Source organism: Pseudomonas gozinkensis (assembly GCF_014863585.1).
Classification (GTDB): Bacteria; Pseudomonadota; Gammaproteobacteria; order Pseudomonadales; family Pseudomonadaceae; genus Aquipseudomonas; species Aquipseudomonas gozinkensis.
In genome coordinates, this window is record NZ_CP062253.1 from 6,297,896 (window position 1) to 6,321,379 (window position 23,484).

27 protein-coding genes and 1 pseudogene are annotated in these 23,484 nt (G+C 56.7%); 19 read left to right on the forward strand and 9 right to left on the reverse strand.

Annotated elements, in window-relative coordinates:
- Window positions 1-123 precede the first annotated feature (123 nt).
- Together IHQ43_RS28210 and IHQ43_RS28215 are read left to right on the forward strand one after the other, a co-directional pair.
- A complete protein-coding gene (locus IHQ43_RS28210; protein WP_007951883.1) occupies window positions 124-369 on the forward strand; it encodes a TIGR02647 family protein in 246 nt (81 codons plus the stop codon).
- A 194-nt stretch (window positions 370-563) separates the two neighbouring features.
- Window positions 564-3,407: a class I adenylate cyclase gene (locus IHQ43_RS28215; RefSeq protein WP_192562816.1), complete on the forward strand. Its 2,844-nt coding sequence runs from the start codon at window positions 564-566 to the stop codon at window positions 3,405-3,407.
- Between the two features lie 6 nt (window positions 3,408-3,413).
- On the opposite strand, the gene rnk is transcribed toward IHQ43_RS28215, so the two are convergent.
- From rnk to cyaY, 3 genes are all read right to left on the reverse strand, one after another.
- Window positions 3,414-3,824: a nucleoside diphosphate kinase regulator gene (gene rnk / locus IHQ43_RS28220; protein WP_007951886.1), complete on the reverse strand. Its 411-nt coding sequence runs from the start codon at window positions 3,822-3,824 to the stop codon at window positions 3,414-3,416.
- A gap of 128 nt (window positions 3,825-3,952) precedes the next feature.
- On the reverse strand, window positions 3,953-4,177 hold the full coding sequence (locus IHQ43_RS28225; RefSeq protein ID WP_096817341.1) for a DUF1289 domain-containing protein: 225 nt from the start codon (window positions 4,175-4,177) through the stop codon (window positions 3,953-3,955).
- Window positions 4,178-4,181: 4 nt separating this feature from the next.
- Complete coding sequence (gene cyaY, locus IHQ43_RS28230; RefSeq protein ID WP_007951887.1) at window positions 4,182-4,514, reverse strand: iron donor protein CyaY; 333 nt, start codon at window positions 4,512-4,514, stop codon at window positions 4,182-4,184.
- Window positions 4,515-4,833: 319 nt separating this feature from the next.
- On the opposite strand from cyaY, the gene lptM reads away from it, so the two are divergent.
- From lptM to IHQ43_RS28260, 6 genes are read left to right on the forward strand one after another with little or no spacing between them, the layout of a single operon-like run.
- Entirely contained in the window at window positions 4,834-5,007 is a 174-nt protein-coding gene (lptM, locus tag IHQ43_RS28235) for an LPS translocon maturation chaperone LptM (protein ID WP_007951888.1), read from the forward strand.
- Between the two features lie 8 nt (window positions 5,008-5,015).
- Window positions 5,016-6,263, forward strand: coding sequence for a diaminopimelate decarboxylase (gene lysA, locus IHQ43_RS28240; protein WP_007951889.1), 1,248 nt, complete (start codon window positions 5,016-5,018; stop codon window positions 6,261-6,263).
- Window positions 6,264-6,267: 4 nt separating this feature from the next.
- Window positions 6,268-7,098, forward strand: coding sequence for a diaminopimelate epimerase (gene dapF, locus IHQ43_RS28245; protein ID WP_192562817.1), 831 nt, complete (start codon window positions 6,268-6,270; stop codon window positions 7,096-7,098).
- Window positions 7,099-7,111: 13 nt separating this feature from the next.
- Window positions 7,112-7,837, forward strand: coding sequence for a DUF484 family protein (locus IHQ43_RS28250; protein WP_007951894.1), 726 nt, complete (start codon window positions 7,112-7,114; stop codon window positions 7,835-7,837).
- A 2-nt stretch (window positions 7,838-7,839) separates the two neighbouring features.
- Entirely contained in the window at window positions 7,840-8,739 is a 900-nt protein-coding gene (gene xerC / locus IHQ43_RS28255) for a tyrosine recombinase XerC (protein ID WP_192562818.1), read from the forward strand.
- Complete coding sequence (locus IHQ43_RS28260; protein WP_192562819.1) at window positions 8,736-9,440, forward strand: HAD family hydrolase; 705 nt, start codon at window positions 8,736-8,738, stop codon at window positions 9,438-9,440. The genes xerC and IHQ43_RS28260 overlap by 4 nt, the downstream gene beginning before the upstream one ends.
- A 192-nt stretch (window positions 9,441-9,632) precedes the next feature.
- Here the strand turns inward: IHQ43_RS28260 and sutA are convergent, their stop codons facing one another.
- From sutA to glnK, 4 genes are all read right to left on the reverse strand, one after another.
- A complete protein-coding gene (gene sutA / locus IHQ43_RS28265; RefSeq protein WP_016772583.1) occupies window positions 9,633-9,959 on the reverse strand; it encodes a transcriptional regulator SutA in 327 nt (108 codons plus the stop codon).
- Window positions 9,960-10,061: 102 nt separating this feature from the next.
- Window positions 10,062-10,487 (reverse strand): secondary thiamine-phosphate synthase enzyme YjbQ, encoded by a 426-nt coding sequence (locus IHQ43_RS28270; protein ID WP_039765261.1) that lies wholly within the window; start codon window positions 10,485-10,487, stop codon window positions 10,062-10,064.
- 215 nt (window positions 10,488-10,702) lie between these two features.
- The gene (locus IHQ43_RS28275; protein ID WP_179693297.1) at window positions 10,703-12,040 is read right to left on the reverse strand and encodes an ammonium transporter; all 1,338 of its coding nucleotides are present in this window, start codon (window positions 12,038-12,040) and stop codon (window positions 10,703-10,705) included.
- A 37-nt stretch (window positions 12,041-12,077) separates the two neighbouring features.
- A complete protein-coding gene (glnK, locus tag IHQ43_RS28280; RefSeq protein ID WP_002555808.1) occupies window positions 12,078-12,416 on the reverse strand; it encodes a P-II family nitrogen regulator in 339 nt (112 codons plus the stop codon).
- Between the two features lie 398 nt (window positions 12,417-12,814).
- Between glnK and IHQ43_RS28285 the strand changes: the two genes are divergently transcribed.
- Together IHQ43_RS28285 and IHQ43_RS28290 are read left to right on the forward strand one after the other, a co-directional pair.
- Window positions 12,815-13,075: an accessory factor UbiK family protein gene (locus IHQ43_RS28285; RefSeq protein ID WP_007920416.1), complete on the forward strand. Its 261-nt coding sequence runs from the start codon at window positions 12,815-12,817 to the stop codon at window positions 13,073-13,075.
- 401 nt (window positions 13,076-13,476) lie between these two features.
- Window positions 13,477-13,998 (forward strand): BRO-N domain-containing protein, encoded by a 522-nt coding sequence (locus IHQ43_RS28290; protein ID WP_192562820.1) that lies wholly within the window; start codon window positions 13,477-13,479, stop codon window positions 13,996-13,998.
- Here the strand turns inward: IHQ43_RS28290 and IHQ43_RS28295 are convergent.
- Entirely contained in the window at window positions 13,993-14,262 is a 270-nt protein-coding gene (locus tag IHQ43_RS28295) for a HigA family addiction module antitoxin (RefSeq protein ID WP_192562821.1), read from the reverse strand. The genes IHQ43_RS28290 and IHQ43_RS28295 overlap by 6 nt on opposite strands.
- A 799-nt stretch (window positions 14,263-15,061) precedes the next feature.
- Between IHQ43_RS28295 and IHQ43_RS29645 the strand changes: the two genes are divergently transcribed.
- The 7 genes and pseudogenes from IHQ43_RS29645 (at window position 15,062) to IHQ43_RS28330 (ending at window position 21,211) form a co-directional block, all read left to right on the forward strand.
- On the forward strand, window positions 15,062-15,391 hold the full coding sequence (locus IHQ43_RS29645) for a GNAT family protein (RefSeq protein ID WP_244142232.1): 330 nt from the start codon (window positions 15,062-15,064) through the stop codon (window positions 15,389-15,391).
- 34 nt (window positions 15,392-15,425) lie between these two features.
- Window positions 15,426-15,596, forward strand: a complete 171-nt coding sequence (locus tag IHQ43_RS28305; protein WP_192562822.1) for a hypothetical protein — start codon at window positions 15,426-15,428, stop codon at window positions 15,594-15,596.
- A gap of 177 nt (window positions 15,597-15,773) precedes the next feature.
- Window positions 15,774-16,616, forward strand: a pseudogene (locus IHQ43_RS28310) (YifB family Mg chelatase-like AAA ATPase); the annotation flags it as partial.
- Window positions 16,617-17,170: 554 nt separating this feature from the next.
- On the forward strand, window positions 17,171-18,337 hold the full coding sequence (tcmP, locus tag IHQ43_RS28315) for a three-Cys-motif partner protein TcmP (RefSeq protein ID WP_064621069.1): 1,167 nt from the start codon (window positions 17,171-17,173) through the stop codon (window positions 18,335-18,337).
- Between the two features lie 250 nt (window positions 18,338-18,587).
- Complete coding sequence (locus tag IHQ43_RS28320) at window positions 18,588-19,331, forward strand: phage Gp37/Gp68 family protein (protein WP_064621368.1); 744 nt, start codon at window positions 18,588-18,590, stop codon at window positions 19,329-19,331.
- A 16-nt stretch (window positions 19,332-19,347) separates the two neighbouring features.
- Complete coding sequence (locus tag IHQ43_RS28325) at window positions 19,348-20,679, forward strand: three-Cys-motif partner protein TcmP (protein WP_064621070.1); 1,332 nt, start codon at window positions 19,348-19,350, stop codon at window positions 20,677-20,679.
- A gap of 88 nt (window positions 20,680-20,767) precedes the next feature.
- Window positions 20,768-21,211: a TraB/TrbI/VirB10 family type IV secretion system protein gene (locus tag IHQ43_RS28330; protein WP_064621071.1), complete on the forward strand. Its 444-nt coding sequence runs from the start codon at window positions 20,768-20,770 to the stop codon at window positions 21,209-21,211.
- A 284-nt stretch (window positions 21,212-21,495) separates the two neighbouring features.
- Here IHQ43_RS28330 and IHQ43_RS28335 read toward each other — a convergent pair whose 3' ends face one another.
- Entirely contained in the window at window positions 21,496-21,828 is a 333-nt protein-coding gene (locus tag IHQ43_RS28335; protein ID WP_156523305.1) for a hypothetical protein, read from the reverse strand.
- 185 nt (window positions 21,829-22,013) lie between these two features.
- Here IHQ43_RS28335 and IHQ43_RS28340 point away from each other — a divergent pair, with 185 nt between their 5' ends.
- Window positions 22,014-22,262, forward strand: coding sequence for a hypothetical protein (locus IHQ43_RS28340; RefSeq protein WP_155418724.1), 249 nt, complete (start codon window positions 22,014-22,016; stop codon window positions 22,260-22,262).
- A 34-nt stretch (window positions 22,263-22,296) separates the two neighbouring features.
- Window positions 22,297-23,484 (forward strand): DUF6932 family protein, encoded by a 1,188-nt coding sequence (locus tag IHQ43_RS28345; protein WP_052906073.1) that lies wholly within the window; start codon window positions 22,297-22,299, stop codon window positions 23,482-23,484.

Below are 23,484 nucleotides of genomic sequence, written 5' to 3' on the forward strand. Positions count from 1 at the left end.
GCCCCCTGACTACACTGGAATCCACCCCGGGACAAAAACCCTGACGCGCGTACTGGACAGGCCGCGCCGGCAGGTTCACCTTAGGGGCGCTGTCGTCCAATTCCTAGAAAGTCTGGAGTCCTTATGTCGCTTACCCCTGAGTTGGTTGCCGAACTGGAAGTCCTCGCACTCTTCAACCTGGACAGTTCCCAGGAAGGTCTGAAAATTCATCAGACCGCTGCCCCGAAGCACATTGCTGCTGCCCAACGCCTTTTTGAAAAAGAACTGACAGACCAGCCTGATGGCGGTTACCTGACCAGCCTCGGTCGCGATGCTGCACAAAACGTGCAAACCGTACTGACGATTCTCAAAGAGCAACAAACCGCCTGATCCTCCCGACTTTGCCCACGGAAACCCCTGCCACGGGATTTCCGCGGGCCAGCCATCAACGTCACCCATCGCTGCGCGATAGAAATCTGACGTCAAAAAACAAATTCAGCTTAAAACTCCTGCCGCTCAGGCGCTAAACTCCCGGACACCCGAGACCCCTTGCCTCCGAGCCCTGCGCGCCGGTTTGAGCCGACATGACCCGCACCCATGAAATCCGCCCCGACCTGGACGAAGGCATCGACCGCAAGGTACTCAGCCAGCTACGCGCACGTTTTCTCAAACTCAACGAAGGCCGCCTGAACCGGGCGCTGGAAGGCCTGTCGACGCGCCAGCAAAGTGTGCTGACGCTGCTGCCGCTGTTCTTTCACGTCAATCATCCGCTGCTGCCCGGCTATGTCTCGGGCAGCACGCCGGCCGGGCTGTCGAATTACGAGCCGGACGCCGCCGCCCTCACCGAAGCCCAGCGCCTGACGCGTTCGTTTTCCTACAAGCCGCGTCACGGCAGTAACCCGCCACGGCCGATTCACGGTCTGTTCCTGATGGGCAGCCTCGGCACGCTGGCACAGGCCGATCAGAGCGACATGGACGTGTGGGTCTGCCACGCCCCCGACCTGAGCGACAGTGAGCTGGCGGAACTGCGCAAGAAATGCCAGCTGCTCGAAACCTGGGCCGCGAGCCAGGGCGCCGAGGCGCATTTCTTCCTGATCGACCCGACACGCTTCGTCAAAGGCGAGCGCGACACCCAGCTCAGCTCCGAAGATTGCGGCACCACCCAGCACTATCTGTTGCTGGACGAGTTCTACCGTACCGCGATCTGGCTCGCCGGGCGCACGCCGATCTGGTGGCTGGTGCCGGTCTACGAAGAACGTGCCTACGACGCGTACACCCACACCCTGATTTCCAAGCGCTTCATCCGCAACGATGAAACCCTCGACCTGGGGCCGATGGCGCACATTCCGCCGGGCGAGTTCGTCGGCGCCGGGCTGTGGCAACTGTTCAAGGGCATCGAGTCTCCTTACAAGTCGGTGCTCAAGCTGCTGCTGACCGAGGTCTACGCCAGCGAGCATCCTCAGGTGCAGTGCCTGAGCCTGCGCTTCAAGCAGGCCGTGTTCGCCAATCGGCTGGACCTCGACGAGCTGGACCCGTACATGGTGGTTTACCGGCGGATCGAGGAATACCTCACTGCGCGCAACGAGCCGGAGCGCCTGGAACTGGTGCGACGGGCGCTGTATCTCAAGGTCAACCGCAAGCTTACCGGCAACACCCGCACCCAGAGCTGGCAACGCTCATTGCTGGAAAGACTGGCCAGTGAATGGCATTGGGATCAGCGGCAACTGGCGCTGCTCGACAGCCGCAGCCAGTGGAAAGTCCGTCAGGTCAGCGCCGAGCGTCGGGCGCTGGTCAACGAGCTGAACTACAGCTATCGCTTCCTGACCCAGTTCGCCCGCACCGAACAGACTGTCAGCCTGATCAACAAGCGCGACCTCAACGTCCTCGGTCGACGACTGTACGCCGCGTTCGAACGCAAGGCGGACAAGGTCGAGTTCATCAACCCCGGCATCGCCCCGGATCTGGCCGAAGACACCCTGACCCTGGTGCAATCGCCGAACAAAAAGGAACCCGGGCAAACCCAGTGGGGCCTGTACAACGGCAGCCTGACGGCGCTGGAGTGGGAACATTTCGCGCCGATCAAGCGCAGCCGTGAGTTGCTGGAACTGCTGACCTGGTGTCACCGCAACGGCGTGATCGACAGCAGCACCCGACTGGCCCTGCACCCTGGCACCAGCGATTTGAGCGAGTTCGAACTGTTCAACCTGCTCGGCAGCCTGCAACAGAGCATCGCCCTGCCCTTGTCGACCGTTGCCGAAGAACCGCTGCTGCGTGCCGCCGTGCCGAGCGAAGTGTTGATGCTGGTGAATGTCGGGGTCGACCCGCTCAAGCATCACCGCGACCTGAACATCCTGATGACCACCGAGCGCACGGATTCTCTGAGCTACGCCGGCGTGCGCGAAAACCTGGTGCTGACCCTGGATCAGGTCACGCTCAACAGCTGGAACGAAGTGCTGGTCAACCGCTTCGACGGGCCGCATGCCCTGATGGACTGCCTGCGCGATTACCTCAACAACCTGCCACGCGGACCGCTACAGCCATCGCTGCGGGTGCGCTGTTTCTGTCACAACCGCGCGCAATTCATCGCCCGCCGGGTGGAAGAAATCGTCGACACCGCGCAGACCCTGTTGCTCAGCGACCTTAATCACCGCTACCTGATCCAGGTGCAACAGCATTACCACGTGCTGGAGCTGGTGCCGGGTCAGGTCAGCCATGTGGCCCTCGCCACCCTGCCGGCACTGCTTGATTACCTGGGTGAGGAACAACCGCACTACAGCCCGCTGCACCTGGACCCGATGGCGCTGGAAGACCACGACCTGGCGTTGATCCTGCCGATGGGCCAGCCCGAATGCATTCAAGTGTTCTACCGGATCACCGAGCAAACTGCCGAGCTGTATGTACTCGACGAGTTCAATGCGCTGTGGCAACAGCACTTGCCCTATCACGACGAGCAAAGCCTGTTGGTGCCGTTGCAGCGGTTCCTGCAATCGATCCAGTTCCGCCGCGAAGCGCTGCTGCCGATGGATGCGGGCCACGCCGCCAGCCTTGAAATCTTGTATTACCAGTTATTGCCATCAGGGCCTGGACGCGCGCGGCGGGTCGAAATGCGCCCGGCGCCGCAGACACCGGCCAACAAACCGTTCTATGACGTGCAGGCGATCGTCGGCAAAGCCGCGCCCGGCGAAGTGCAGGTCACGCTGTATTGCAATCAACGGGAATTCAGCGAACTGGAGCATGGCGACCAGCTGTTCAGCGTGGTCGCCCGGGAGATCGTCGGACAGCGCCGGGAAACCGAGCGCTATCGCTGCTACATCACCGACCTGGACCTGTCGGGTGTGATCGGTGACGGGCAGAGTTCAAGCAATCTGTATCTGCGTTACAAGGCCGACCTGGAACGCTCTCTGAACGAGGCGCTCGAGCAGGTCTGAGGCGGGTTACTCCGGGAAATCACCGCCGTTGGCCGGCTGCGATTCGACTTCGAGCAAAGTCAGTTTCAGGGTCTTGCCACCCGGAGCCGGCCAGTCGATGTGCTGGCCAACCTTCAGGCCCAGCAGCGCACTGCCAACCGGGGCCAGGATCGAGACTTTGCCTTCGTCGGCGTTGGCGTGCTTCGGATAGACCAGAGTCAGGTGGTAGTCCTTGCCACTGCTTTCTTCGCGGCAGTGCACACGGGAATTCATCGTCACGACATCGGCAGGCACTTCATCGTGACCGACCAGGGTATCGGCGCGGTCCAGTTCGGTTTGCAGCGCGATCACGCCCGGCAGCGTGTCATCCAGGCTGTCGATCAGGCGCTCCAGACGTTGCACGTCCAGACGGGTAAGGGTGATGGAAGGTGCGGTCATGATCCGGGCAGACTCCTTTCTTCTGCACACAAAAAAAGCAAAACCCCGCCAAAAAAGACGGGGTTTTCACCAGGCCTCGATGGGTTGAGGCGTTTCCGGACACTATCACAGCTCAAAAAATATACAAGCTACGCTCCGGCGAGCTGCCGGCGTTGCATCGCCTGCGCGCAAATCACCCGGCGGCGCTCGTCATCGGCCGAACGCCACTCGCGGATGTCTTCGACATGGCGCATGCAGCCGAGGCAGACCTTCTGCTCATCCAGCCGGCACACGCCGGTGCACGGCGAAGGCACGGCCGGGCTGACGTTGCTGTAGAGCGGCTTCGGCGGACGGGCGGGCGCGGTGTCAGTCACGAAATCACAGGCCTTCGAAATCGAATTCGGTGCCGGCCTGCTGCTTGACGATGCGCTCGAGCATTTCGCCCAGTTGCTCTTCGCTCTTGTCGCACATCCAGCGTTCGCTTTCTTCGTCGTAGTCGAAGTGGAAACCACCGGACACCGCGGCCAGCCACAGCTGACGCAACGGTTCCTGCCGACTGAAGATCAGCTGGGTGCCGTTCTCGAACTTGACGGTCAGCACACCGGCCGAGTTCTCCATGTCGATGTCCAGGTCGCTGTCGTCGAAGATGTCTTCCAGTTTTTCCTGGGTTTCATCGACCAGATCGTGGAAACGGGCTTCGGACAAACTCATTGCGGCAACCTCAAAAAATGTCTGATCAGGCTCAAGCGCCGCAAGATACGGACGCTGCCAGCCGATTGCAAAGGATAACGACCAACAACCATGCCTGCACTGTCTCTGGTGGGAGCGAGCCTGCTCGCGATAGCGGCAGATCAGGCACCCGAATGTTGAATGTGCCGAAGCCATCGCGAGCGGGCTCGCTCCCGCAAGGATTGCACTTGATCGTCCTGCCTGCGGACGAGCCCCGCCGGACGGGAGTTCCGTCGCATAGGCAAGCTGCCGGGTGGCCGGTATACTCCGGCGCAATTAACGCATTTTCAAGGATTTCGCCATGAAGCGCCTGATCTCTTCCCTTGCTGCGCTCGTCGCGGTTGCCTGCCTTGTTTCGGCTTGTGGTCAAAAAGGCCCGCTGTACCTGCCCGATGAAGATCAGGACCCGGCCGAGCAAGCCCAGTCTTCGCAAAAGCAGCCTGTTTCCAAGGCACACAAGCACGACGTTTACTAAGGATCGCCATGGACGCTTTTAACTACCGTGGCGGGGAACTGTTCGCGGAAGGTGTGGCGCTGTCCGCCATCGCCGATCGCTTCGGCACACCGACCTACGTCTACTCCCGCGCCCACATCGAGGCCCAGTACCTGGCCTACGCCGATGCGCTGGCCGGCATGCCGCACCTGGTCTGCTTTGCGGTCAAGGCCAACTCCAACCTCGGCGTCCTGAATGTCCTGGCCCGCATCGGCGCCGGTTTCGACATCGTCTCCCGTGGCGAGCTGGAACGCGTTCTGGCCGCTGGTGGCAGCCCGGACAAGATCGTGTTCTCCGGTGTCGGCAAGACCCGTGACGACATGCGCCGGGCGCTGGAAGTCGGTGTTCATTGCTTCAACGTCGAATCCACCGACGAGCTCGAGCGCCTGCAAGTGGTCGCCGCCGAGCTGGGCGTTCGCGCGCCGATCTCGCTGCGCGTCAACCCGGACGTCGATGCCGGCACCCACCCGTACATTTCCACCGGTCTCAAAGAGAACAAGTTCGGCATCGCCATTGCCGACGCCGAAGACGTGTATGTGCGTGCCGCGCACCTGCCGAACCTGGAAGTGGTCGGCGTCGACTGCCACATCGGTTCGCAACTGACCACTCTGCCGCCATTCCTCGATGCCCTCGACCGCCTGCTGGATCTTGTCGATCGTCTCGGCGATTGCGGCATCCACCTGCGCCATATCGACCTCGGTGGTGGGCTGGGCGTGCGTTATCGCGATGAAGAGCCGCCATTGGCCGCTGACTACATCAAGGCTGTGCGCGAGCGTCTGGTCGGTCGCGACCTGGCGCTGGTGTTCGAACCGGGCCGCTTCATCGTCGCCAATGCCGGCGTGCTGCTGACTCAGGTCGAGTACCTCAAGCACACCGAACACAAAGACTTCGCCATCGTCGACGCGGCCATGAACGATCTGATCCGCCCGGCGCTGTACCAGGCCTGGATGGACGTGACCCCGGTCAAGCCACGCGAGACCGCTGCGCGTACCTACGATGTCGTCGGCCCGATCTGCGAAACCGGCGACTTCCTCGCCAAGGAACGCGAACTGGCGCTGGAAGAAGGCGATCTGCTGGCCGTGCATTCGGCCGGTGCCTACGGTTTCGTGATGAGCTCCAACTACAACACCCGCGGCCGTGCCGCCGAGGTGCTGGTAGATGGCGATCAGGCATTTGAAGTGCGTCGCCGCGAGACCGTGGCCGAGCTGTTTGCCGGCGAAAGCCTGCTGCCGGAGTAACCCCATGCTGCTGCGTTTTACCAAGATGCACGGCCTGGGCAACGACTTCATGGTTCTCGACCTGGTCAGCCAGCACGCGCATATTCAGCCCAAGCACGCAAAAATGTGGGGCGACCGACACACCGGCATCGGTTTCGACCAGTTGCTGATCGTCGAAGCGCCGAGCAATCCGGATGTGGATTTCCGTTACCGGATCTTCAACTCCGACGGTTCCGAAGTGGAGCAGTGCGGCAACGGTGCGCGCTGCTTCGCCCGCTTCGTGCTCGACAAGCGCCTGACCGCCAAACGGCAGATCCGCGTCGAGACCAAGGGCGGCATCATCGAACTGGACGTACGTAATGACGGCCAGATCGGCGTGAACATGGGCGCCCCGCGTCTGGTGCCGGCGGACATTCCGTTCCAGGCGCCGGAACAGGCCCTGAGTTATCAGGTCGATGTCGACGGTACGCCGGTTGATCTGGCGGCGGTGTCCATGGGCAACCCCCATGCGGTGCTGCGGGTCAGCGATATCAACACTGCACCGGTGCATGAACTGGGGCCGAAAATCGAACACCACCCGAGCTTTCCGGCGCGGGTCAACGTCGGTTTTCTCCAGGTCATCGACCGCCATCGCGCGCAACTGCGCGTCTGGGAACGCGGCGCCGGGGAAACCCAGGCCTGCGGTACCGGTGCCTGCGCTGCTGCTGTAGCTGCGATCAGTCAGGGGTGGATGGATTCGCCACTGTTGATCGACCTGCCGGGCGGGCGCCTGTCCATTGAATGGGCAGGCCCTGGCCAACCGGTGTTGATGACCGGCCCGGCAGTGCGCGTATACGAAGGACAAGTGCGTCTTTGAGTGAGCAGAAGCCATGACCGATAAGCCTCAGGTACCCGCCCGACAGTCCGGTGAATCAGCGTCCGAGAGCCTGGAGGCGGCAGCGGTTGCCGCGTACCTGGAGGCTCATCCGGACTTCTTCGTCGAACATGAAGAACTGCTGCCGTCCCTGCGCATCCCCCATCAGCGCGGCGATACTGTCTCGCTGGTCGAGCGCCAGATGGCCATCCTGCGTGACCGCAACATCGAGATGCGTCACCGTCTCTCGCACTTGATGGACGTGGCCCGGGACAACGATCGCCTGTTCGACAAGACCCGTCGCCTGATCCTCGCGCTGATGGATGCTGCCACTCTGGAAGACGTGGTGATCAGCGTCGAAGACAGCCTGCGCCAGGATTTTCAGGTGCCCTTCGTCAGCCTGATTCTGCTGGGCGACAACCCGGCCCCGGTCGGCCGCTGGGTGACCCACGCCGACGCGCAAACTGCCATCGGCGGATTGCTCACCGAAGGCAAGAGCGTCAGCGGCAGCCTGCGTGAACACGAGCTGGACTTCCTGTTCGGCGAAGAGCAACGCAAGCAGATCGGCTCCACCGCCGTGGTCGCTGTCAGCCATCAGGGCATCCACGGGATTCTGGCCATCGCCAGCCGTGATCCGCAGCACTACAAGAGCTCGGTCGGCACGCTGTTCCTCAGCTACATCGCCGAAGTCATGGGTCGCGTGCTGCCACGGGTCAACAGCTCCCTGCGCTCGGTACGCTGAGCATGGAACGACAACTGGACGCTTACTGCGAACACCTGCGCAGTGAGCGGCAGGTGTCGCCGCACACGCTGTCGGCCTACCGACGCGATCTCGACAAAGTCCTCGGCTGGTGCAACAAACAGAACATCGGCAGCTGGCAGGCGCTGGACATCCAGCGCCTGCGCAGCCTGATCGCCCGCCTGCATGCCCAGGGCCAGTCCTCGCGCAGCCTGGCACGCCTGCTCTCGGCGGTGCGCGGGCTCTATCACTATCTGAATCGTGAAGGCCTTTGCGACCACGATCCGGCCACCGGCCTGACACCGCCCAAAGGCGAACGCCGGCTGCCGAAAACCCTCGATACCGACCGTGCACTGCAACTGCTTGAAGGTGCTGTGGAGGACGATTTCCTGGCCCGCCGCGATCAGGCGATTCTGGAGTTGTTCTATTCCTCCGGCCTACGCCTGTCGGAGCTGACCGGACTCAATCTTGACCAGCTCGACCTCGCCGACGGCATGGTTCAGGTGCTCGGCAAGGGCAGCAAGACGCGTCTGTTGCCCGTCGGCAAAAAGGCCCGGGAAGCACTGGAGCAATGGCTGCCGCTGCGAGCGCTGACCAACCCGGCGGACGATGCGGTGTTCGTCAGCCAGCACGGCCGCCGCCTCGGCCCGCGCGCGATTCAGGTGCGGGTCAAACTCGCCGGCGAGCGCGAACTGGGGCAGAACCTGCACCCGCACATGCTGCGACACTCCTTCGCCAGCCACTTGCTCGAGTCCTCTCAAGACCTGCGCGCGGTGCAGGAACTGCTCGGCCACTCGGACATCAAGACCACCCAGATCTATACCCACCTGGACTTCCAGCACCTGGCGGCGGTCTACGACAGCGCCCATCCACGGGCCAAACGCATGAAAGGCGACGATTCATGAGCATCCAGTTGATCACCTTCGACCTCGACGACACCCTGTGGGACACCGCTCCGGTGATCGTCAGCGCGGAAGCGGTATTGCGCGAATGGCTGGGCGAACATGCGCCGAATCTCGGCGCGGTGCCGGTGGAGCATCTGTGGTCGATCCGCGAGCGGGTGCTGGCCAACGAGCCGGGACTCAAGCACCGCATCAGCGCGCTGCGCCGGCGAGTGCTGTTCCATGCACTGGAGGAAGCCGGCTACGCCCACGGCGAAGCGTCGGAGCTGGCGGACAAGAGTTTTGAAGTGTTTCTGCATGCGCGGCATCAGATCGAGGTGTTCCCGGAGGTCGAGCCGATCCTGGAAACCCTCGCCAAACACTACGCACTCGGCGTGGTCACCAACGGCAATGCCGATGTGCGCCGGCTCGGGCTGGCGGACTACTTCAAGTTTGCGTTGTGCGCCGAAGACATCGGCATCGCCAAGCCGGATGCGCGACTGTTCCATGAAGCGTTGCAACGCGGTGGCGTAAGCGCCGAAGCGGCGGTGCATATCGGTGACCACCCGGGGGATGACATCGCCGGGGCGCAGCAGGCCGGTCTGCGAGCGATCTGGTTCAACCCGGCCGGCAAGGTCTGGGAAGCGGAGCGCCTGCCGGATGCCGAGATTCGCAGCCTGAACGATCTGCCTGCCGTGCTCGCGCGCTGGAATGCCCGGCACTGACTCTGAATTCACGTCATCCTCTGTGGGAGCTGGCTTGCCAGCGATGAGGCCAGCACATTCAACATCCATGTTGTCTGACAGGCAGCCATCGCTGGCAAGCCAGCTCCCACAGGGTCTTCATCGCTTTCATTTTTCCAGGCATGAAAAAGCCCGCAGCGACGGCGGGCTTTTTCAGCAAGCAAGCGACACACCTCAGATAGGGCGGCTGCCGTACTTGTTGTCCGGCTTCTTGGGCGGATCGGCGACCACGTTGGCCTCCACTTCCTGCACCTTGCCGCCGCGCGCAAGGAACTCTTCCATGGCCTTGGCCAGGGCATCGCGCTCCTTGTTCTTGGCTTCGATGCTCGGCAACTCGTCGACCGACACTGCAGCCTTGGCCTTGCCTTTGGCAGCCGGGGCCGGCGTATCGTCACCGCCATCGTCTTCAGCAACGTCTTCCGCTGCTGCTTCCAGACCTTCCTCGGCCTCGTCTTCGTCGCCTACTTCGAGGTCGTCGTTTTCCAGATCATCGTCGCTCATGTTCTACCTCATGACTTGCGAAAAGCAGATTAGTTATAGACCAGCTTTGGCGACTGTCGAAAGTCGCCGGAAAAAAATCAGTAACCATTGGTGACCAACGGTTTATGCCCCTTCACCGTGCAAGGTGGCGAGGACTTTACGGGCACCGCCATGATCACGATGCTCGCCCAGGTAAACGCCTTGCCAGGTGCCCAGTGCCAGTCGGCCCGCCGTTACCGGCAAACTGATCTGACAGCCCAGCACGCTGGCCTTGAAGTGCGCCGGGAGGTCGTCCAGGCCTTCGTCGTTATGCTCATAGCCGTCTGTTCCTTGTGGGATCAGACGATTGAAAAATCGTTCGAAGTCGCGACGTACCGCCGGATCGGCGTTCTCGTTGATGGTCAACGACGCCGAGGTATGCTGCAGCCACAAATGCAACAGACCGACCCGGCATGCCTTGAGTTCAGGCAGGCCGGCGAGCAACTCGTCCGTCACCAGATGAAAGCCCCGGGGCCGTGCCCGCAGGGTTATCAGAGTCTGTTGCCACATACAGTTCTCCGCACGTTCGGGGCGCATTCTAGCGCGCTCTGGAAAAAAACAAAGGCCCTAATATTCCTTCAATGATGTAAGCCTTTGGCCGCAGAAAAACACTCGTCGTAAACACGACCAAAGCAGTACGAAAAATCCTTTCAGCTGTATCAGGGATGACAAATTCCAGACAAAAAAATGCCCGGCAAGCCGGGCAAGTTTTTTGCGGCACGTGCTTAAAGGTTGTAGCCGCGCTCGTTGTGTTGTGCCAGATCCAGGCCGACCGATTCTTCTTCCTCGGTCACGCGCAGACCCATCACGGCATCCAGTACCTTGAGGATGATGAAGGTGACAACCGCGGTGTAGATCACGGTGAAGCCGACGCCTTTGCACTGAATCCAGACTTGTGCGGCGATGTCGGTGACGGTGCCGAAGCCACCCAGCGACGGTGCGGCGAACACACCGGTCAGGATCGCGCCGAGGATACCGCCGATACCGTGCACGCCGAAGGCGTCCAGGGAGTCGTCATAACCGAGTTTGCGTTTCAGGGTGGTGGCGCAGAAGAAGCACACCACGCCTGCCGCCAGACCGATCACCAGGGCGCCCATCGGGCCCACGGTGCCAGCCGCCGGGGTGATCGCGACCAGACCTGCAACGACGCCGGATGCGATACCCAGTGCGCTTGGTTTGCCGTGGGTGATCCACTCGGCGAACATCCAGCCCAGAGCAGCAGCGGCGGTCGCGATCTGAGTCACCAGCATCGCCATGCCGGCAGTGCCGTTGGCGGCCGCAGCGGAACCGGCGTTGAAGCCGAACCAGCCAACCCACAGCATCGCCGCGCCCATCAGGGTGTAACCCAGATTGTGTGGCGCCATCGGGGTGGTCGGGAAGCCTTTGCGCTTACCCAGTACCAGGCAGGCAATCAGACCGGCCACACCGGCGTTGATGTGCACCACGGTGCCGCCGGCGAAGTCGAGCACGCCCCAGTCCCACATCAGGCCGCCGTTGCCGGACCAGACCATGTGCGCGATCGGTGCATAGACCAGGGTGAACCAGATGCCCATGAAGATCAGCATCGCGGAGAACTTCATCCGCTCGGCGAACGCACCGACGATCAGCGCCGGGGTGATGATCGCGAAGGTCATCTGGAAGGTGATGAAGACCGCCTCGGGGAACAGCGCCGCCGGGCCGGTCAGGCTCGCTGGCGTGACACCGGCCAGGAACGCCTTGCCGAAACCGCCCACGAACGAGTTGAAGTTGACGACGCCCTGCTCCATGCCGGTGGTGTCGAACGCGATGCTGTAGCCATAAATGACCCACAGGACGCTGATCAGACCGGTAATGGCGAAGCACTGCATCATCACGGAAAGAATGTTTTTCGACCGAACCATGCCGCCGTAGAACAGCGCAAGGCCGGGAATGGTCATGAACAGCACGAGGGCTGTGGAGGTGAGCATCCAGGCGGTGTCGCCGGAGTTCAGGACTGGAGCTGCCACTTCGTCTGCCGCCATGGCCAGGCCGGGCATTACGATAGACAACAGGGCTCCTAGCCCTGCGAATTTACGCAGAGTCATATTGTTTTCTCCTGGGGCGTTGGGTTTGTGGCGGCGCTTAGATCGCGTCGGTATCGGTTTCGCCGGTACGGATGCGGATCGCCTGTTCCAGATTGACCACGAAGATCTTGCCGTCACCGATCTTGCCGGTGTTGGCAGCCTTGGTTATCGCCTCGATAACCCGATCCAGATCCTTGTCGTCGATGGCAACGTCGATTTTCACCTTGGGCAGAAAATCGACCACATACTCCGCGCCGCGATACAGCTCGGTGTGACCCTTCTGCCGACCGAAGCCTTTGACTTCAGTAACGGTAATGCCCTGCACGCCGATTTCGGACAGCGACTCGCGCACGTCGTCCAACTTGAACGGCTTGATGATGGCAGTGACTAGCTTCATGAAACTCTCTCCCGAATTGGTGGACTTGCCCCAGGAAAACAAACCCGACTCAAGTCTAAGCGCAGTGCCTGGCTTTGTAACGCTTCGTTGTCGACGCCAGCTAACCGCTCCAGACGAAACTCCCCGCTCCGTCTGCCGCACTGCATTCGTCACAGCGACTGCATCAGTGCATGGGTCGAAGGTGACTAAGCAGAAAGCTTGCCATCTCGCCAAAAACCACTGATTTCAATCCCTTGGCCGCTGCCACAGATGCCATCACCCAAATGGCACTCGGGATACGCACAACAACGGTGCGTGGCCGTGCATCCAGTTGCGCGAAAAGCGTGCATCCGTGCCTGCGTCAATGACTATAGACACTGCGTGATACACTGCCGGCCATTGTTTCCAGGACATATCCCATGCTCGCGCCCAAAGACTTCCTCGACGCCCTGAGCGGCACCGCCTCCCGCCTGTTCAGCGGCGACACGCCCTTGCCAAAAGCCGAAATCGAAAGCCAGTTCAAGATGCTGCTGCAAAGTGCCTTCAGCAAACTGGACCTGGTGAGCCGCGAAGAGTTTGACAGTCAGATGGTGGTGCTGGCGCGCACTCGCGCCCGGCTCGAGAGCCTTGAGGCGAAGGTGGCTGAGATGGAAGCGAAGCTGACGCCGCCGGCTGAGTAACACCTCGTGTCTTTGTGAAAGCGGCCCCTTGTGGGAGCGGGCTTGCCCGCGAATGAAGGTCGGAACGACCTTCCCGCGATTCAGGATTCGCTATCGACTCTCGGCAGAATCCTACAGTTTGCAACCCCGCCGTCCGATTGCGTCGTGAAGCTCTGATTCCTAAGCTCACCCAATGCTGAATGTTCAGCACTGGGTTTGGCGACCCGGCAACATTTGACGCAACGCGATGATGTTCGAACGAGGGAAATACTCCCACCTCGAATTATGGCGGCTGTGCGCGGGAGACCTTCGCGTCTGCCGGTTTTCGAATGTTCCGGTTCGCCAATCCGCGCATAGCTGCCACCCTTTTTGTTTGGCGACGATCAGAGGCAGCTTTCTTCACCACATTCGAGAACCGAGTCATGGACGAAAGCTATTTAATTCCCAACGTCTTCATCCGCCACAAACTCCACCTTCACGCCCTTCTTATCCAGAACCAACCCTGGTTCTCCGCCCGCGACTTGGGCCGCCTGCTGCACATCTACCTCAACGAACGCATGCTGCGAAAACTCGACCCCGACCAATACCAAACCCGCAAAACCCTCGTCCACAACCAGATCGAAAACACCCTGCTGATTAGCGAATCCGGCATCTACGCCCTCCTCGTCTATCACTACTGCCCCGAATACCGAGCGCTACGCGAATGGCTCACCCATCAGGTCATCCCCACCCTGCGCGACGCCCAGCACCCCACCACAAGTGAACGCCCCCAGCTAAGCCTGCTGAATTGGCCCGAGATGTCGTTGAGTTTGCTGCACTGGAATAACCAGCCGTGGATTCGGCTGCAGGATGTGCCACAGATGGTGGTGGAGCGGGAAAAGCGAAAACACCCAGTGCCGGCCACTTGGTGGAAAAGGGCTTCGCGGATGCTGCAATCGCTATAGGCCCGCATGCCGGAGCTGAGCCCTTCGTAAATCGTAAGTCGACTGAAGATTCATCCAGAACTCAGGCGTGAAGTTGAGGTGAATGGCCAGCCTGATTGCCAAATCGGCGCAGATCCTGAGCTGGCATTTCACAAGCTTTTCGATCTCGGTTTCAGGCCAGTTCGTGGGCATGGCCAAGTCCATGACGGTCATGCCCAACGGCTCCATGAATTCCTTATTCAGAACTTCGCCGGGATGAATCGGGCGCATACCATTGCGGTTCATTTGTCGCCTCCAGAGGCTGCATTGAGCGGCAAAACTGGAGCACCCGACTTTGCAATACAAGACCGTCGAGTCGCTTTCGCTGGCGTCCTACAACTATTAGGGCATGCCCCTACAAAAATCAGCGTCTGCGCCTGGTTATGCAGTCCTTACACCTGTCATTACATTGGCAAACGAAAATGTACCCGTCAGGATGGAGGTCTCTGTGAGAGATAAAAAGAGGAAGACAAAGCTACTTCTGATTGTTGAACTACACCTCAAAGCACTCCGACTGGCTGGAAATATGTCAGCCAATCAACGGAGGTTTATTGAAGTCGCCGTTACGTGCGGACCTGAGCTTGAGCCAAGCGGCCTGTTGTCGGGCAGAAAATCCTGAATCAAAAAAGAAAAAGGCGTCCGACAGGACGCCGTTTTCTTTTTTTAGGAGTAGTCGCAGCGAACTTTTAGCTCCCAAGTCGCATCACCCTGAATTCGCCCAAACCAACGTCCTTCACTTACGTAAGTACCGTCCTACAAGGACTGTCCCCCACGCCTGATTACGTGAGTATCCCCGCCTTCGCTACCTTCTGCGGCCTGATCCAAACAGAACTCAGACAATGCGAAGAAAAGGAAAATGTACCGAGCTCCGTAATCAGACACTCAAATCCGAAGCCCGCAAACTTGCACACCGAGCCGTATCTATGAACCCGGAAGCATTAGCGGCCGGGGTGGAAGCAACATCACTCGGAATTGAGCCAATTACTCCTGTAGCAATCAATGCATACCACCAGTGGAGCGGGCCCGTAGCTATCCATGGGATGACGTGCTGAAGTGGAAAACCAAAGACGCAAAGGGTCTGGACCTGGCTTTTTGGTACGAAGGAGAACTGTGCGGCTTGTGTTACGCAACCCCGCGCAAAAGCACGATCTGCATAAAAATCATCCTTTTGCAGGGACGAACTGGCAAGACCCACACCTTGCGGGGCTGGATCGCCCCCATGGCGATACTGACAACTGAATTCTATGCACGGAGACTGGGATGCACTGAAATCGAGGTCCAGGAACCTGACTCTGGCGCCATCCCTTACTATCAAAAACTTGGCTTTCATTTCGACACAACCGACCGCCTTGTCTTTCCACTGGACGACCAATAAGATCGACTCATTCATCCAGACACGAGAGGTGTCTATGAAACAGAAGAAACAGAAAAAACAGCCGTTACTCGCATCCAGGCTTCGTGCAGAAACGCCCAGTTTGGCCGATACGGTTTCTGCCAGTCAGCGGCAATTTTTGAAGGTCGCCGCGGCCTATGGCAAAGAATTGGAGCCTGATGGCTGGCTCGCCGGTGGCGGAACCTGAATCCCGCATTAAAAGACCGTCTAGTAGGCGGTTTTTTTTCGCCTGAAGATTAATCATTTTGACTCCAGCAACATCCAGTGAAGCTTTGCCCAGGCAATTGTCCCTTCAACTCCCTCCTCCCCGACTACCCTTAAAAAAACGCAGGAAGCGGCCCCCGATTCAACTCAAGGAACGACCATGTCCCTCGCCATCGTCCACAGCCGCGCCCAGATTGGCGTGGATGCTCCCGCCGTCACCGTCGAAGTCCACCTGGCCAACGGCTTGCCCTCGCTGACCATGGTCGGCCTGCCCGAAGCGGCGGTGAAGGAGAGCAAGGACCGGGTGCGCAGTGCGATCATCAATTCCGGGCTGCAGTTTCCGGCGCGGCGGATCACGTTGAATCTGGCACCGGCGGATCTGCCCAAGGATGGCGGGCGGTTCGATCTGGCGATTGCACTGGGGATCCTGTCGGCGAGTGTGCAGGTGCCGACGTTGACGCTGGATGATGTGGAATGCCTGGGTGAGCTGGCGTTATCCGGCGCAGTGCGGGCGGTGCGTGGGGTGTTGCCGGCGGCACTGGCGGCGCGCAAGGCCGGGCGGACGCTGGTGGTGCCACGGGCGAATGCCGAGGAGGCTTGTCTGGCGTCCGGACTGAGGGTGATCGCGGTGGATCATCTGCTGGAAGCCGTGGCGCATTTCAATGGGCATACACCGGTCGAGCCTTATGTCTCGGATGGGCTGATCCATGCCGCCAAACCTTATCCGGACCTGAATGAGGTGCAGGGCCAACTGGCCGCCAAACGGGCGCTGCTGATTGCCGCCGCCGGTGCGCACAACCTGCTGTTCAGCGGGCCACCGGGGACGGGCAAGACGTTGCTGGCCAGTCGATTACCGGGGTTGCTGCCACCGCTGGCCGAGAGTGAAGCGTTGGAGGTGGCGGCGATTCAATCCGTCGCCAGCGGCGCGCCGTTGACCCACTGGCCGCAGCGCCCGTTCCGCCAACCACATCACTCGGCCTCCGGGCCGGCACTGGTCGGTGGCAGTTGGGACAAAAAGAAATAAAAGAGAAAACAAGGAATAAACTGAGAAAACATTGGGGGTTACGCGTTTCACCGCGGTTCTCGCGGTACCTGCCTCAGCTTGTGGTTTCACTCACTTCTTCGAGCGCGCGTGCCTTTCAAATCTGCAAGTTGAACTGCTTAGAGCCGGTGTCCAACACACCCCATTATTCGTAGCCCAGCTATACCTCATAGCAATTATGTTTTTTTGCATAATTGTGCATAAAGCTTTTTTTGGACTCTGAAGTCATGCTTCCGCCCGGCTTTCCAAGTCCTAGCTGCCAGATCTGGGTAGCGTGCGAGATCGAGCGACTTTTTCGTTGGCGATCACATTCATGTGTCGTAGCGAGCCTGTTTCTATCGGCTTGGCCCGACTGCTAGGGTCAATCTTTAGCAGGCGTAACCACTTGGCTAGCGCCGATCGAGGGCGTCTCCACCGTAGCCATCCCGCAACGGCTCAGATATCGTATCGCCACTACGAAATATCCATATCGTTCGACCGGCTTCAGTGAGCGAGCGCATCAACAGGGAAGTGTTATGGCGGCGATACCAGTGGAGTACCATGGTCGGGAACAGGCTTACGTAAAGCACACGATTCTAAAGACCTATCTCCAACGGCTTTTCATGATTATTGGCAGAAATGAAACAGTCATCAATTACGTAGACTGCTTCGCTGGTCCGTGGTCTGAAGAATCTGAGGATTTGCGCGACACCTCTATCGGCATTTCACTGAAGCTGATGAAAGACTGCGCCAAGTCGCTCGAAGAGGTCCACGGCTGCAAAGTTAAATTCCGTGCCTTATACATCGAGAAAAACAAAGAAGCTTTCTCAAAGCTGAAAAGCTTTCTCGACAGCGATTCGAACTCCTGCGTTGCAGCAGACTGCATCCAGGGCGATTACACCACCAAAATTCCTGAGATTGCCGCGTGGGCATCGCATAACTTCACCTTCTTTTTTATCGACCCTAAAGGGTGGCGCAAGGTCATCAACGCTCCGGTGCTTGCTCCACTACTGGCGTTAAACAAAGCAGAGTTCCTCATCAACCTGATGTATGACTTCATCAACAGAGCGATGTCGATGAAAGCCCAGCAGGCAAACGTGGAAGAGCTGTTGGGCAAACCGGTTAGCTTTTCGGGTAGAGAGTCGGCGACCGAGCGACAGCGCATTATCGTCACGCAGTACCGCCAGGCGATTGGAAGCCTTTACGGTGGCAGGTCGGCACACGTGACGGTGGAACGTCCCGGGATGGATCGTGTGCTGTATTTCCTGATTTATCTCACCCGACATCCAAAAGGCCTGATTGTCTTTAAAGAAGCCGCCGAGCAAATGCACATGATTCAACGCGTCAGTCAGTTTGAGACAAAATTGCGACAACAATCGAGCAAACGCGCGCCGATCGACGACCTGTTTGGCACCATCGAGGAGCCGCCTGAGGCAACGGGTGCTCAAGACAATCGAACGCTTGCAAAGACCTACTTGCTCACAAAGCTCTCGACGAGCCCGATGCTCATAGACAATGAGTGCTGGGCGGACTTTTTAGAAGAAACGGACCTATACCCTACGGACTTCCAGCTCGCCTTTAAAGAACTCGTGAAGGAAGGAAAGATATACAACTTGAATACAGACGTTAAAAGTCGGACAAAAAAACCTGTCCGACCTAATTGGCCAAGAGCAAGCGAGCGTTGGGCACTTTGCGCAGAATGATCTCATCAATTCATTGGTGATACCCATGAGCAGCAATGAGTAAAATCCAACTCGTCACCGCTTGTCTTATATATCAAATTAAAGTGACTTTTATTTATGTCGCCAGACTATTTGCCTAGTTTTTTGAAAGCTTTGTGGTATGCTTGAAACTTGGTAGGGATTAGAATATATGCGCCGCCTCTTCAGTGGCGAGTGCTATTTCAAACCCATGATTAAGACTTTCCTGCATGACGACAGGAGTGAAAGTGCAATGAGTACCCAGACGAGCATTGAATGGACTGAAATGACTTGGAACCCTATTGTTGGGTGCACCAAGGTATCGCCGGGCTGCAAGCATTGTTATGCAGAAAACATGGCCCATCGTTTGCAAGCGATGGGTACGCCAGGTTACGAGAATGGATTTAAGCTTAGCCTGCGCCCGGAAAAACTGCGAGAACCACTTCAGCGCAAAAAGCCGACCATTTATTTTGTAAATTCGATGTCTGACCTCTTTCATGAAAAAGTCCCGGATCATTATATCGATCAGGTCTTTGAGGTAATTCGCGAAGCAACGCAACATACCTTCCAAATTCTGACAAAACGGGCCGAAAGACTCGCAGACTATTTTAGTAAGCGCACTCCACCGACCAATGCCTGGCTGGGCGTCTCGGTTGAGGACAAGGCATACGGTGTTCCTCGTATTGATTGCCTGCGTCGGGTCAATGCAACAATCAGGTTTCTTTCGGCAGAACCTCTTCTGGAAGATTTAGGCGAGATCGATCTGACCGACATCCACTGGGTGATTGTCGGTGGCGAGTCAGGTAACAAGGCACGCCCAATGCAACAAGAATGGGTCGATAACATTCATCGCCAGTGCGATACATCAGGCTCGGCCTTCTTCTTCAAACAATGGGGAGGCTGGGGGGCAGACGGCGTCAAACGCTCGAAGAAAGCCAATGGGCGACTGTTGAACGGTCAAACCTGGGATGAGATACCTCTTTTGAATTTAGCCTGAGTTAGGGACAGACGACATGGCCAAGGATGAAAAATACAAATGGAATATTTTCACAGGAACGTATCCCCAGATTGACCCGCACAGCAAGATAAAGCACAAAATCATTGAGGATTATATTCGCACTTACATCACAGTCGTGATGAGCAATCAGCGAATCCCCAAGATCGGGATAAATATCATCGACGGCTTCTGTGGAGGTGGTGTTTACCAAGATGACGACGGTGTGGGCATCCACTACGGCTCACCGATCATTGCCTTGGATACCGTGCGACAAACCGTCGCCGAGCTCAACATTCTAAGGCGACAAGATCGCGAGGTTGCAGCCAACTACTATTTCGTAGATATCAAGAAAGACAATATCGATTATTTACGTGGCGTGCTTTTTGAAAGGGGATACAGCCATCTTATCGACCAGAATGTATTTTTGCTCAAGTCGCGCTTTACCAATGCTCTTCCCGCTCTGATTAACCAAATCAAGAAATTCAAGCTTTCCGAACGAGCACTGTTTCTGCTGGATCAATACGCGTACAAAGATGTGCCATTTTCGAGCATTCGAACCATTTTCAATGAAGTGGATAATGCAGAGGTTTTATTAACCTTCAACGTGGACAGTTTGATTGACTATCTGTCCGAACGAGATGAAAACCGCAAGGCACTGCAAAACATCGATCTTGAGAAGTACATTCCGTGGGAAAAACTTCCCTCTTTCAAGGCCACGATGCGTCGTGAATGGCAGCACCTCATACAGAGATTTCTGGCAGAAGGTATTCTGAAAGAAAGCGGCGCGGAATTCATGACGGTCTTTTTCATTACACCATTCGGTTCCAATCCAAGGACTTATTGGTTCATCCACCTTGCCAACAGCTATCGCGCCAATGCGGTGATGAAAGAAATCCATTGGAAGTACGGCAACCACTTTTCGCACTCCATGACGCCTGCATTGTTTGTTGGCTACGACACCAAGCGCGACATCCAGGTGACCGATCAGCGAAACCTGGGCTTCGGTGAGGAACACTTCTTCGATGGCGCGACCGGCAAGCGGATCGAGACGGAGCTGTCTGAACTGCTGCCAAGCAAGATCTACGACCAGCCAACCCAGTCGTTCGGAATGATGATGAGGGGCATGGCCAACGGGACTATGGCTAACGAAAGCATCGTTCGTGAAGCGCTTCACATGCCGATCCTGTGCAAGGACATCGAAGTCTTTGACAAGGATGGGCGAACCAAGCGCCGAAAAGGCAGCAGCATCAAGTCCACTGACATCTTGATGCCGGCCTCGCAACGCACCATGTTTTTCACCCCGTCGGTATCGGTGCCTCGTAAGGCGCAGTCAGACGCTGACGATTGAAGACCGCTCGAGTAGATTCACAAACTATTTTTTCGCCCATTACCGAGTTGTTTTTTGCACGGCGGCTCGCTGATGTCAGGAGTTATTGATGGTAGGTAAAAAACTCATTTGGGCCACTACGGTGACTCTCGAATTGCTTTTTGCAGGTTTGGCGCAGGCTCAACAGCCGGTGGCAATCGCTCAGCGACCCGTGACCGTGCCGTATGAAGTAACTGAAGGTACGTTCCTTAATCTGAGACTGGAGCGTGTAGACCCTAACTATGTTGCGGCGATGGTCTACGAGAATGTTTACGACGACTACGAGAACGTGGCAATCGCGCGAGGTAGCCGCTTGTTTGGACGTCTGGTCAACAAGGTCAATGACTCACACGATGTGTATTTCACACAGCTACAGCTCAGCACCGGGCAAACGCTCAGTCTTGATCCTCCACTGCAAGCCACTTCTCCACTGGGTTCTGCAGGCATCATCGACTTCAAGCCAGGTGCCATTGCTGGAACCATCTGGCGACGAGATCAGGTAATGCCCCATTAATGGCATTCCTCTCAAGAAAATTTGTCTGCACAGCCGCTACTCCCGATGGACAGGGCTCTAGCCACAGCCGTTTCCCTTAGATAGGAGCGCTGTGACATTTGGCAATAAATGCAACTGATTGGAAATTGATGCAACTCACAGGCGGTGGGCAAGATTGATTGTTTACGCTTCATGTAGCTTTCAGAAATAAATGCGACCGAAACCGCAGCAACTAACGACCTCAGCCACTGTTAAGGCAAGTTTGACGCGGTATGTGACGCCCCCCAAACTTACCAACTGTAAAGTTAGGCCCAACGCGTGAGGCCAAGTCGGCTCACCAGCAGCTTGCACCCTTCGGTTTCATTGCCCAAACAGACAGTGAGAGAAATTATGAATTTTTGCATAATTCCGCATAAAGCAAATTTCGGTGATTTCGAATCTTGCCAGCTTGGGGAAAGCGCATATTGATCAGCCCTCGAAAGGCCGAGCCAGTAAAGAGGGAAAATGTCGTTTTTGTTCAGTCCGCGCCAGAAGCCGGATAGAGAGACTAACCAAACGTTGCAGATTTTACCTAGCAATGCAGACTTCAAAACGGTCCATGCTTTTTCACACAGCCTGGGCCAATAGCTGCCGCTCATGAACGACCGCTTTCGGCCATTAGCGGACGCTCACAAACGACCGCTACCGGCCAGAAGCGCGCTTTCGGACAGGCATGCTTCCAGCCAAAAGTTGCCAACAAATCACCAAGCGTCTAAGGTCACAACAGAGCATAAATTGGTGCCTATTAAACTTTAGAATTTCCAATAAAATAAGGTAATAAATCATGTTAGTAGAAAGAGTTGATTTGGGAAATGGTGGTAGTTTTGGTGTTGTGTTGACGCCACTCAAAGGAACCAGTTTTGAAAGCGATTGGGCCGCTAACACTGACCTTGTATTGGTCTCACTGCTGCATCCGGTCGGAAAGTCTTGCACTTATGGTAAAGGGATGGGGCATTATCGTCTTATAGATAAAATGAATCTTTCAGAATCTGACGCAATTGGTCTTTCTAAGTGGCTTGATGCCCAATTGTGAATCGCCCCTCTTTTCATATAAAAAGCGAGAAGTGATGAATAGACTGCCAGCGCTTACAGCAAAAGGTTTTTTACCACCAGGAACCCATGTTTGTTCTGCTCAAGAGTTCATTGACAGATTTTGTCTGGTCAACGAAAAAAGGAAGCAGCTCAGAAAAGCATTCGTAGACATTTTAGATTTCTCTAATGCGCGAAATGCAGTTTGTGTTTTAATTGGTGGGTCGTACGTGACGGACAAGGAGGATCCTCACGACCTAGATGTGGTAATCGTTCTCCAGAAAAAGGAACATATACCTTCCAAGCCCGAGCGACTCATTTTAGATGGAAGACGAACTGATATCATGTTTTGCTCGATTGATGAGCCAATCATCGCATCATCTTTCGTGAGATTATTATCCTACGCTAGGTTTGGTCAAGAAGTGGGCGTGGTACAGATAAGTCTGAATCATCCGGACAAAGCTTGGGAAACAACTCACGAACCTGATGACGAAACCTTCGAGGTGATCAAGAGGGCTTATTTTAATAGGCACTTAGTCGATCTAAATGAGGTCCCAGGCGTCTTGGTAACTATTCATGGCATCATGTCGCACGCCGATTGGAATGCAAGTTTAATTCCAATCGCAAACAGCCAAGGATGGATTGTTGCACCATACATTTATGGATTTACAACACCCGATATTTTATTAAACAAAGGAAAAAGAAAAGAGGCTGTCGATCTGTTTAGAGATTGGATATTTTCTATAAAGGAAGATTACTGTCAAAATGGCGAACGAATTTCTGTAATTGCACACTCATTTGGCACTTATCTCATAGGGGCGTACTTGAGTGGATTTGAAGAATTTCCGCCAGTTAATTTCAATACCATCATCCTGACTGGAAGCATACTAAATAAACAATACGACTGGGAAAGTTGTGCTGGATTTAAAGTTGCACGAGTCAGAAATGAAATCGCCCCTAATGATCAATGGGTAAAGTGGATGCCCAAAAAACCGGCTGAATGGTTAGGTCTTGATCCTTTATTCGGTCAAGCTGGCACAGAGGGGTTCGAATCAAAAAGCGAGATTTTGAGTCAGGCAACTAATAAAATATTTGACCATAACAATGTAATCAAAAAAGATGTAATAACCTCGATGTGGATGCCCTTTTTAAATAGCAACAGACACGCCAGCGACGAAGAAGGCTATAAGAGGCTTATGCAAAAAATCAAGAGCGGAGATTTATAA

Bases quoted from the DNA above. Each gene is read 5' to 3' on its own strand.
- IHQ43_RS28210 (WP_007951883.1), top strand. From the start codon at position 124: ATGTCGCTTACCCCTGAGTTGGTTGCCGAACTGGAAGTCCTCGCACTC.
- IHQ43_RS28215 (WP_192562816.1), top strand. From the start codon at position 564: ATGACCCGCACCCATGAAATCCGCCCCGACCTGGACGAAGGCATCGAC.
- rnk (WP_007951886.1), bottom strand. From the start codon at position 3,824: ATGACCGCACCTTCCATCACCCTTACCCGTCTGGACGTGCAACGTCTG.
- cyaY (WP_007951887.1), bottom strand. From the start codon at position 4,514: ATGAGTTTGTCCGAAGCCCGTTTCCACGATCTGGTCGATGAAACCCAG.
- lptM (WP_007951888.1), top strand. From the start codon at position 4,834: ATGAAGCGCCTGATCTCTTCCCTTGCTGCGCTCGTCGCGGTTGCCTGC.
- lysA (WP_007951889.1), top strand. From the start codon at position 5,016: ATGGACGCTTTTAACTACCGTGGCGGGGAACTGTTCGCGGAAGGTGTG.
- dapF (WP_192562817.1), top strand. From the start codon at position 6,268: ATGCTGCTGCGTTTTACCAAGATGCACGGCCTGGGCAACGACTTCATG.
- IHQ43_RS28250 (WP_007951894.1), top strand. From the start codon at position 7,112: ATGACCGATAAGCCTCAGGTACCCGCCCGACAGTCCGGTGAATCAGCG.
- xerC (WP_192562818.1), top strand. From the start codon at position 7,840: ATGGAACGACAACTGGACGCTTACTGCGAACACCTGCGCAGTGAGCGG.
- IHQ43_RS28260 (WP_192562819.1), top strand. From the start codon at position 8,736: ATGAGCATCCAGTTGATCACCTTCGACCTCGACGACACCCTGTGGGAC.
- sutA (WP_016772583.1), bottom strand. From the start codon at position 9,959: ATGAGCGACGATGATCTGGAAAACGACGACCTCGAAGTAGGCGACGAA.
- IHQ43_RS28270 (WP_039765261.1), bottom strand. From the start codon at position 10,487: ATGTGGCAACAGACTCTGATAACCCTGCGGGCACGGCCCCGGGGCTTT.
- IHQ43_RS28275 (WP_179693297.1), bottom strand. From the start codon at position 12,040: ATGACTCTGCGTAAATTCGCAGGGCTAGGAGCCCTGTTGTCTATCGTA.
- glnK (WP_002555808.1), bottom strand. From the start codon at position 12,416: ATGAAGCTAGTCACTGCCATCATCAAGCCGTTCAAGTTGGACGACGTG.
- IHQ43_RS28285 (WP_007920416.1), top strand. From the start codon at position 12,815: ATGCTCGCGCCCAAAGACTTCCTCGACGCCCTGAGCGGCACCGCCTCC.
- IHQ43_RS28290 (WP_192562820.1), top strand. From the start codon at position 13,477: ATGGACGAAAGCTATTTAATTCCCAACGTCTTCATCCGCCACAAACTC.
- IHQ43_RS28295 (WP_192562821.1), bottom strand. From the start codon at position 14,262: ATGAACCGCAATGGTATGCGCCCGATTCATCCCGGCGAAGTTCTGAAT.
- IHQ43_RS28305 (WP_192562822.1), top strand. From the start codon at position 15,426: ATGAAACAGAAGAAACAGAAAAAACAGCCGTTACTCGCATCCAGGCTT.
- tcmP (WP_064621069.1), top strand. From the start codon at position 17,171: ATGGCGGCGATACCAGTGGAGTACCATGGTCGGGAACAGGCTTACGTA.
- IHQ43_RS28320 (WP_064621368.1), top strand. From the start codon at position 18,588: ATGAGTACCCAGACGAGCATTGAATGGACTGAAATGACTTGGAACCCT.
- IHQ43_RS28325 (WP_064621070.1), top strand. From the start codon at position 19,348: ATGGCCAAGGATGAAAAATACAAATGGAATATTTTCACAGGAACGTAT.
- IHQ43_RS28330 (WP_064621071.1), top strand. From the start codon at position 20,768: ATGGTAGGTAAAAAACTCATTTGGGCCACTACGGTGACTCTCGAATTG.
- IHQ43_RS28335 (WP_156523305.1), bottom strand. From the start codon at position 21,828: ATGAGCGGCAGCTATTGGCCCAGGCTGTGTGAAAAAGCATGGACCGTT.
- IHQ43_RS28340 (WP_155418724.1), top strand. From the start codon at position 22,014: ATGTTAGTAGAAAGAGTTGATTTGGGAAATGGTGGTAGTTTTGGTGTT.
- IHQ43_RS28345 (WP_052906073.1), top strand. From the start codon at position 22,297: ATGAATAGACTGCCAGCGCTTACAGCAAAAGGTTTTTTACCACCAGGA.